The organism is Microbacterium enclense (assembly GCF_004022425.1).
In the GTDB taxonomy this organism is placed as follows: domain Bacteria; phylum Actinomycetota; class Actinomycetes; order Actinomycetales; family Microbacteriaceae; genus Microbacterium; species Microbacterium enclense_A.
Genome location: NZ_RBZY01000092.1, coordinates 1 through 7061 on the forward strand (window position 1 = coordinate 1; position 7061 = coordinate 7061).

The 7061-nt window shown below is 70.6% G+C and carries 7 protein-coding genes; 5 read left to right on the plus strand and 2 right to left on the minus strand.

What is annotated here, in order from left to right:
• Window positions 1-29: 29 nt before the first annotated feature.
• Complete coding sequence (locus tag D8Y23_RS15695) at window positions 30-1487, minus strand: sugar porter family MFS transporter (protein WP_128218992.1); 1458 nt, start codon at window positions 1485-1487, stop codon at window positions 30-32.
• A gap of 57 nt (window positions 1488-1544) precedes the next feature.
• Between D8Y23_RS15695 and rsmA the strand changes: the two genes are divergently transcribed.
• Both rsmA and D8Y23_RS15705 read left to right on the plus strand, forming a co-directional pair.
• Window positions 1545-2387, plus strand: a complete 843-nt coding sequence (rsmA, locus tag D8Y23_RS15700) for a 16S rRNA (adenine(1518)-N(6)/adenine(1519)-N(6))-dimethyltransferase RsmA (RefSeq protein WP_128218993.1) — start codon at window positions 1545-1547, stop codon at window positions 2385-2387.
• 133 nt (window positions 2388-2520) lie between these two features.
• Window positions 2521-3456 carry a phosphodiesterase gene (locus D8Y23_RS15705; protein ID WP_128218994.1) on the plus strand — a complete coding sequence of 312 codons (936 nt, stop codon included), beginning with the start codon at window positions 2521-2523 and terminating at the stop codon, window positions 3454-3456.
• Here the strand turns inward: D8Y23_RS15705 and D8Y23_RS15710 are convergent.
• Window positions 3407-4990, minus strand: coding sequence for a stealth family protein (locus D8Y23_RS15710; protein ID WP_128218995.1), 1584 nt, complete (start codon window positions 4988-4990; stop codon window positions 3407-3409). The two genes, D8Y23_RS15705 and D8Y23_RS15710, sit on opposite strands and share 50 nt — an antisense overlap.
• Before the next feature lie 242 nt (window positions 4991-5232).
• Here D8Y23_RS15710 and D8Y23_RS15715 point away from each other — a divergent pair, with 242 nt between their 5' ends.
• From D8Y23_RS15715 to D8Y23_RS15725, 3 genes are all read left to right on the plus strand, one after another.
• Complete coding sequence (locus D8Y23_RS15715; protein WP_128218996.1) at window positions 5233-6165, plus strand: 4-(cytidine 5'-diphospho)-2-C-methyl-D-erythritol kinase; 933 nt, start codon at window positions 5233-5235, stop codon at window positions 6163-6165.
• Window positions 6166-6303: 138 nt separating this feature from the next.
• Window positions 6304-6606 (plus strand): DUF427 domain-containing protein, encoded by a 303-nt coding sequence (locus D8Y23_RS15720; protein ID WP_128218997.1) that lies wholly within the window; start codon window positions 6304-6306, stop codon window positions 6604-6606.
• 13 nt (window positions 6607-6619) lie between these two features.
• Window positions 6620-7061 (plus strand): ATP-binding cassette domain-containing protein (locus tag D8Y23_RS15725; RefSeq protein WP_128218998.1); only part of this gene is annotated, 442 nt, incomplete at its 3' end.

Sequence of the window (7061 nt, forward strand, 5' to 3'; positions counted from 1 at the left end):
CCCCGCGGGGCGCCGGCCTTCGCGATTCGTCAGGCTCTGGTCTTGGGCTTGCGGACGAACAGGGTCTCCGTCTGCTCGAGCTCCATACCCTTGGTCTCGGGGATCTTCCACATCACGAAGACGAACGACAGCGCGGCGAAGAACGCATAGGCACCGTACGTGATGGTGAGCGACCAATCCGCCAGGGCGGGGAAGGTCCACGACACGAGGAAGTTGGCGAGCCACTGCGCACCGGCGGCGACGCCGAGCGCCTTGCCGCGGATGCGGCTGGGGAAGATCTCTCCGAGCAGCACCCATACGAGCGGACCCCAGGAGGCGCCGAACCCGACGACGAAGAGGTTGGCCGCGACGAGGGCCACCGGACCCCACGCCCCGGGCAGGGACACGTCTTGGCCGGAGCCGGTGGCGAACGAGAACGCCAGGGCCATCACCCCCAGCGAAAGCGCCATGAGGGCCGAGCCGACGAGCAGCAGGGGCTTTCGTCCGACGCGGTCGACGAGCCAGATGGCGATGAGGGTGACGAGGACGTTCGTGATCGAGGTGATCACACCGATCAGCAGCGAGTTGCTCTCGTCGAAGCCGACCGCCCGCCACAGACTCGTCGAGTAGTAGAAGATCACGTTGATGCCGACGAACTGCTGGAAGACCGACAGGATGATGCCGATCCAGACGATCGGCTGGAGGCCCAGCGCCGGGCCCGCGAGCGAGGCGCCCTTGTTCTTGCGGTCGGTCTCGATCGCCGTCGTCAGGTCTTTGACGGTCTTGTCGAGGTCGGCGGGGGGCACGAGCCGCGCGAAGATCGCCCGGGCCTCATCGGTACGGCCGCGCGCCAAGAGGAAACGGGGCGACTCCGGCATCGTGAACGCGAGGAAACCGTAGACGGCGGCGGGGATGACGCCGATCAGGAACATCCAGCGCCAGGCATCCAGGCCCCACCACAGCATGTTGTCGGCGCTGCCGCCCGCCGCCGCCACGAGAAGGGCGTTGCTGAGCAGAGCGGCGAAGATGCCGAGGGTGATCGCGAGCTGCTGCAGCGAGGCGAGGCTGCCGCGGATCTGTCGCGGCGCGACCTCGGCGATGTACGCCGGGGCCACGACGGACGCGATCCCGATGCCGAGGCCGCCGAGGACGCGCCACACGATGAGGTCGGGGACGCTGAAGGTCAGGGCGGATCCGATCGAGGAGATGAGGAACAGCGCGCTGCCCACGATCATGACCTTGAGGCGGCCGTAGCGGTCGGAGAGCGCGCCGGCGGCGATCGCGCCGATCGCGCAGCCGATCAGGGCGATCGCGACGACGAACCCGGTGAGGATCGGCTCCTTCGTGTAGTCCGACTCGATCGAGCGGACGGCGCCGTTGATGACCGACGAGTCGAAGCCGAAGAGGAACCCGCCCACCGCGGCAGCGATCGAGAGGACGACCGCTCGTCGCCCGTAGGGGCTCCGGAGGGTGAAGGCATTGGCGGGTATCGACTGCGTCTGGCTCACCCGCTCACGGTACTCCCCGGAACGGGCGGGTCGGCGGAGGCTGGCTACAGTGGAACAATGCCCGTTTCGCTCCTCGGCGCCACCGAGATCCGCCGGCTCGCCGCCGACCTCGACGTCACGCCGACCAAGAAGCTGGGCCAGAACTTCGTCGTCGACGCCAATACCGTCCGCAAGATCGTCCAGGCGGCCCGGGTCGAGGCATCCGATCGCGTCGTCGAGATCGGGCCCGGGCTCGGCTCGCTGACCCTGGCGATCCTCGAGACGGGGGCGTCGGTCGTCGCCGTCGAGATCGATCACCGCCTCGCCGCGCGACTGCCCGACACGGCCGCGGCCCACGGGGTGGCATCCGACCGCCTGAGCGTCATCGACGCCGACGCGCTGCAGGTGCGGGACCTCCCCGGCGAGCCGGAGGTGCTCGTCGCCAACCTCCCCTACAACGTCTCGGTGCCGGTGCTGCTGCACTTCCTGGAGACCTTCCCGTTCCTCCAGCGCGGCGTGGTCATGGTGCAGGCCGAGGTGGGGGAGCGTCTCGCCGCCCCGCCCGGGTCGAAGGTGTACGGGGCGCCCAGCGTCAAGGCCGCCTGGTACGGCCCGTGGCGGCTCGCCGGAACGGTGTCCCGTCAGGTGTTCTGGCCCGTCCCCAACGTTGACAGCGTGCTCGTCGGATTCGAACGGGATGCCACGTCCCGAGGCGATGAGGAGCTCCGGCGCCGCACTTTCGCCATCGTGGATGCCGCTTTCCAGCAGCGCCGCAAGATGCTGCGGCAGGCGCTCGCCGGCGTCTTCGGCGGTTCGGCCGCCGCCGCCTCGGACGCGCTCGAGGCGGCGGGTGTCGCCCCGACCCTCCGCGGCGAGCAGCTCTCGATCGAGGACTTCGTCCGCATCGCCGCCCTGCCCTGACTCACACGTCAGCCGGTGGGGTGAGTTCTTGGGGTGTTCACCATGCGTTCCTGAAACATGTCGGTAACATTTCAGCCCAACCGGGAGCATCACGCCGGTCGGAGGTCGTACCCGACGACCCGAAGGGAACGAGATGCGCTACGCCGAACACCCGCGCCCCGAACGCGTGCTGCTGCACCTGAGCGACACCCACCTGCGCGCCGGCGCCGCACCGCTCTACGACCGTGTGGATTCCGAGGCGCACCTGGCCCAGGCGGTCGCGGCGATCGAGGCATCCGGCATCCGGCCCGACGGGCTCATCTTCACCGGCGACATCGCGGACTTCGGCGAGGGCGACGCCTACGCCCGCGTCCGCGCGATCGTCGAGCCGGCCGCCGCGCGGCTCGGCGCCCCGGTCATCTGGGTGATGGGCAACCACGACGACCGTGCGACGTTCCGCACCCACCTCCTCCCCGGGGACGGGGCCGATCCCGCGTCGCCCGTCGACCGTGTCGACGAGCTGAACGGTCTTCGGGTCGTGACCCTCGACACGTCGGTCCCCGGGCAGCACCACGGTGAGGTGACCGAGGCCCAGCGCGACTGGCTCGCCGACGTGCTGTCGGTGCCGGCGCCGCTGGGCACGATCCTCGCCATGCACCACCCCCCGGTGCCGAGCGTGCTCGACCTCGCGGCGACCGTCGAGTTGCGCGATCAGCGTCTCCTCGCCGACGTGCTGCGCGGAAGCGATGTGCGCACGATCCTGGCGGGGCACCTCCACTACTCGACGTTCGCCACGTTCGCCGGCATCCCCGTCTCCGTGGCATCCGCGACGTGCTACACGCAGGACCTCATGGTCCCCGTCGGCGGGACGCGGCCCCAGGACGGGGGCCAGGGCTTCAACCTCGTCCACGTCTACGACGAGACGATCGTGCATTCGGTGGTGCCGGTCGGTGCCGCCGAGGTGCTGCAGTACGTCGACGCCGCCGAGTCGCAGGAGCGACTGCGGTCGGCCGGCATCTCGGTGCCGACCGCGCGCGACCTCAGCGGGCGGGTGTCGCCGCCGACGACGCCGCTGCCGATCCTGCGCTGACGGCGTCGGACTTCTCCCAGGGTGCGGCCACGGGGAAGTAGCGCTCGAGGCACGCTCGGAGGGCGGGGACACGCACCTCCTCGGGGATCTCGGGGACGCTGCCGTCGTTGAGGCAGAACATGTCGGTGTCGCGGCCCGAGACGAGACGCTCCATGCGGCGAAGCGAATCGAGCTGCGTCGTCTGGACGTACCGGGTGCGCGGCTCGGTCGTGATGACCGCCCGGCCGGTGGCCAGCGCGTAGTAGTGGTACAGGCTGTTCGTCACGGAGATGTCGGTCGCCGAGCGGAAGCGGCTGGCCGCGGTGCGGGCGTAGTCCTCGGCGAACTCGCGCTCCAGCTCGTACGCCACCGACCGACGCAGCGGCGTCGCGCAGTGCTCGAGGTCGAGCGTGATGACGCGGCCGAAGCGTTCCTGCAGCAGTGCCCTGTTCACGCGCAGCCCGTTGTCGTGGCCGGAGCGGTCGGTGTGCGCGGGTCCGCTGCCGATGCGGATGCCGCTCTCGACGAAACGGCTGATCCCGGCACCGCTGAAGAACAGCTCCGGGGTGACCGGACGGCCGAAGAACATGTCGTCGTTGCTGTAGAGGAAGTGCTCGGCCAGCCCCGGGATGCGGTGCAGCTGCGCCTCGACGGCGTGCGAGTTGTGCGTCGGGAGCACCGAGGGATCGGCGAAGAACTCCTCGCTGCGCACGATCGTGACCCGGGGGTGATCGGCCAGCCACTCGGGGGTGGGGGAGTCGGTGGCGATGAAGATGCGACGCACCCAGGGCGCATACATGTGGACGCTGCGCAGCGCGTAGCGCAGCTCGTCGACCTGACGGTAGCGGGCGGCGTTGTCGTCGCCGTCACCGACCACGTACCCCTTCATGCGCGCGGCGCGCTGGCGCTGGAACTCGCTCGACGAGCCGTCGACCCAGGAGAAGACCATGTCGACGTCCTCGGTGAACTCGTTCGGGTGAGGGTCGAACATGCCGGTGATGGTGCGCCAGCGGCGCCCGTAGCGCTCCACCTCGACGACGTCGAGATCTGCCGCCGCGAACGTGCGGCGGGTCAGCGCGCTGGGGCGCGGCGCCTCGATCGTCCGGGCACCGAACCGCCACAGCTCCAGGCGGGGCGCGAGCGCGGCGCCGTAGCGGTACGAGCCCTCGGTCGAGGTGCGCGGGCGGAAGACGGCGTACGCCTCGACGGCGTTGCGGGTCGGGCGGACGCTGTGCGCGGGCACCGGGTCCTCGCCGCGGGCCTTGAGGTAGACGGGGCCGAGCTCGGGATCGCGCAGGGCCGCCAGCGCGGCGTCGGCGTGCGCGGTGTCGACGACGATCTTCGGTCGGCGGTTGGCATCCCGAACCAGCATCACTTCGACGCCCGCGGCCTCGATCGCCGCGGCGACGGTGAGGACGTCGTCACGCTCGGCGTCGCTGGGCGTCCGGGTGTCGTCGACGACGTGCAGAATGCCGTCGACCATGCGGATGTCGTCCCGCGAGAGGAGGGCGCGCCACGGATCGGTCTCGACAGAAAGGGGAACCATCGATCGCATACTGTGCCTCCTCGGGGGATTGGGGTCGGGTGCGTACACCGTAGGGAGGCGGCGTTACGCCCGCGTTTCGGCGACGACGCCGAAGGGCGGTGGGTGGGGCGGTACTGTCGAAGAGTGACTGAGATCGCCCGTTCCGGACCGACCACCGTCGACCCGTCGTCAGCGGGTCTGGTGGCTTCGGGCCGACATGCCAGTCTCGCACACCGGGCGGCCTCGGCGCTCCGTCCCCGGCCGGTGCGCCCGTGAGCGGCCCTGCCTCGGCTCCGGTACGCGTGCGCGCGCCCGGCAAGATCAACGTCTTCCTCGAGGTCGGCGACGTCGCCGACGACGGCTACCACGAGGTGGCGACCGCCTACCAGGCGGTCTCGTTGTACGAGGAGATCACCGCCACCCCCGCCGACGACATCACGATCCAGGTCGCCGGGACCTCCACCGTCGACGTCGAGGGCGTCCCCACCGACGAGCGCAATCTCGCGGTGCGCGCCGCCCGGTTGCTCGCCCGCGTCGCCGGGGTCGATCGCGGCGTTCATCTCGCGGTGCGGAAGGCCGTGCCGGTCGCGGGCGGCATGGGGGGTGGATCGGCCGATGCCGCCGCAGCGCTCGTCGCCTGCGACGCGCTCTGGGGGATCGGGATGCCGACCGCCGAGCTCGTGCGCCTGGCTGCGCAGCTGGGCGCCGACGTGCCGTTCGCGCTGCTCGGGGGAACCGCGGTCGGCACCGGGCGCGGCGACGAGCTGAGCCCGGCGCTGGCATCCGGGCGCTTCGATTGGGTGCTCGTTCCGAATGATCTGGGGCTGTCGACCCCCGTCGTGTACGGCGAGCTCGACGCGCACCGCGAGCGCCACGCCGTCGACATCGGCCCGGCGCCGCGCGTTCCCGCCGTCGACCCCGACGTGCTGCACGCGATCCGCCAGGGCGATGCGCGCATGCTCGCCGCCTCCGTCCGCAACGACCTGCAGGCGCCCGCGCTGCACCTGCGTCCCGACCTCGCCCGCGTCCTCGAGCGCGGAGAGCGGTCGGGTGCCCTCGCCGGTCTGGTGTCGGGGTCGGGCCCGACGCTGGCGTTCCTGGCGGCCGACGAAACCGCGGCGATCGACCTGCAGGTCACGCTGAGCGCTGCCGGATACGCGGCTCTCCACGTGCACGGGCCGGTCGCCGGCGCGCGTGTGGTCTGACCAGCGCCGCACCATAGCCCAGGTCGTCACACGCGGCAATCTGCCGTTTCGTGTCGGACCCCCTCGCTAGCCTCGTTTCCAGGTGGCGTCGCGCCATCGGGCGCTGTGCCCGGCCGCGGCCACGAAAGGGGAGTTCCCATGAAAGCAACACTCGACGGCGTGGTGATCGCCGAAGCCGACCGCGACGAGCTCGTCTCCATCGAGGGCAACTGGTACTTCCCGCCGCGTACGATCCGCGAGGGCGCCCTGTCGCAGAGCCCGACTCCGTACACCTGCCCTTGGAAGGGGGCGGCCCAGTACTGGAACGTCTCGCTCGAGGGCGCCGAACTCGCCGACGGCGCGTGGTCGTATCCCGACCTCCGTCCGGGCGCGGTCGACCGCGTCGGCACCGATTTCGCGGGGTACGTGGCGTTCGACCGGAAGGTCGTGGTCTCCGACTGAGTCGGGTAAGCGCATGATCGAGTTCTCGACCGTCTCGAAGGTCTTCCCTGACGGCACCCGAGCCGTTGACGACTTCAGCCTCGTCATCCCCTCGCGAAAGACCACCGTCTTCGTGGGCTCGTCGGGCTGCGGCAAGACGACCCTGCTGCGCATGATCAACCGCATGGTCGAGCCTTCCGCGGGCACGATCTCCATCGACGGTGACGACATCGCGGGTCAGCCGCCCGTGCAGCTGCGCCGGCGCATCGGTTATGTCATGCAGAACTCCGGGCTCCTGCCGCACTTCACGGTGGCCGAGAACATCGCGACCGTGCCGGTGCTGCAGGGCGAGAACCGCAAGAAGGCTCGCACTCGGGCACTCGAGCTGATGGAGACCGTCGGTCTCGACACCGCCATGGCCAACCGCTACCCGAGCCAGCTCTCGGGCGGCCAGCAGCAGCGCGTCGGCGTCGCCC

Coding starts and splice junctions, on each gene's coding strand:
- rsmA (WP_128218993.1), top strand. CDS start 1,545: ATGCCCGTTTCGCTCCTCGGCGCCACCGAGATCCGCCGGCTCGCCGCC.
- D8Y23_RS15705 (WP_128218994.1), top strand. CDS start 2,521: ATGCGCTACGCCGAACACCCGCGCCCCGAACGCGTGCTGCTGCACCTG.
- D8Y23_RS15710 (WP_128218995.1), bottom strand. CDS start 4,990: ATGCGATCGATGGTTCCCCTTTCTGTCGAGACCGATCCGTGGCGCGCC.
- D8Y23_RS15720 (WP_128218997.1), top strand. CDS start 6,304: ATGAAAGCAACACTCGACGGCGTGGTGATCGCCGAAGCCGACCGCGAC.